Genomic DNA, 887 nt, shown 5'->3' with positions numbered 1-887 from the left:
ATGTCGGCGGCCACCATCGATCGTCGCCTGGCAGGTGAACGAGCCAAACGCCAGCTCAAGGGGCGTCGCGCCACCAAGCCCGGGTCGCTGTTGAGAAGCCAGATCCCAGTACGCACTTGGGCGGACTGGGACGACGCCACGCCGGGCTTTGTCGAGATCGACTTGGTCTCCCACGATGGCGGAAACACCATCGGGCCGTTCGCATTCACCCTCACCGTCACCGATATCGCCACGGGGTGGACCGAGAACCGCTCGGTGCCTACCAAGGAGGCCAAGTGCGTCCTGCGCGCACTCAATGACATCGCCGATGTGATGCCGTTCCCGATCCTGGGGGTGGACTCTGACAACGGATCAGAATTCATCAACGTCTATCTGTTCCTCTGGTGCCGAAACCGCAAGATCACCTTCACCAGGGCGCGGCCGACCAACAAAAACGATGGCTGTCACGTCGAGCAGAAAAACTGGGCAGCCGTACGCACCATGGTCGGCTACCACCGCTACGACACCGCCCCAGAACTGTTGCTACTCAACGAAATCTGGCAGCTTCAGTCCCAGTTGACCAACTACTTCTACCCGCAGCAGAAACTAGTATTCAAGGTCCGCGACGGCGCCAAGGTGACCAAGAAGTACGACACCGCGACCACCCCATTCCGCCGCGCGATTGCTCATCCAGCCATGACCGATGACCGCACAGCGTCCATGGCCCGAACCCACGCTTTGATCAACCCCGCCGCCACTCAGCGTCAGATCCAGGCCCTTACCGCCCGGCTCCTCAAAGTGACGACGAGCAAGTCCGACCACGCCACCAGAGCCCGCATCCCCAAGCGCGCACAATCACATGAGGCAACGAAACCACCCTCGCGCGCATCTTGACATGAGGCAACACG

Annotated in this window: 1 protein-coding gene; it reads left to right on the top strand. The window is 61.1% G+C overall.

The window, feature by feature from the left end:
- Positions 1-873 (top strand): integrase catalytic domain-containing protein (locus tag CSQ99_RS30615; protein WP_099042702.1); only part of this gene is annotated, 873 nt, incomplete at its 5' end.
- Positions 874-887 lie beyond the last annotated feature (14 nt).

This window comes from Mycobacterium neglectum (assembly GCF_002591975.1).
GTDB lineage: Bacteria > Actinomycetota > Actinomycetes > Mycobacteriales > Mycobacteriaceae > Mycobacterium > Mycobacterium neglectum.
This window is presented reverse-complemented; position numbering and strand designations above follow the sequence as displayed.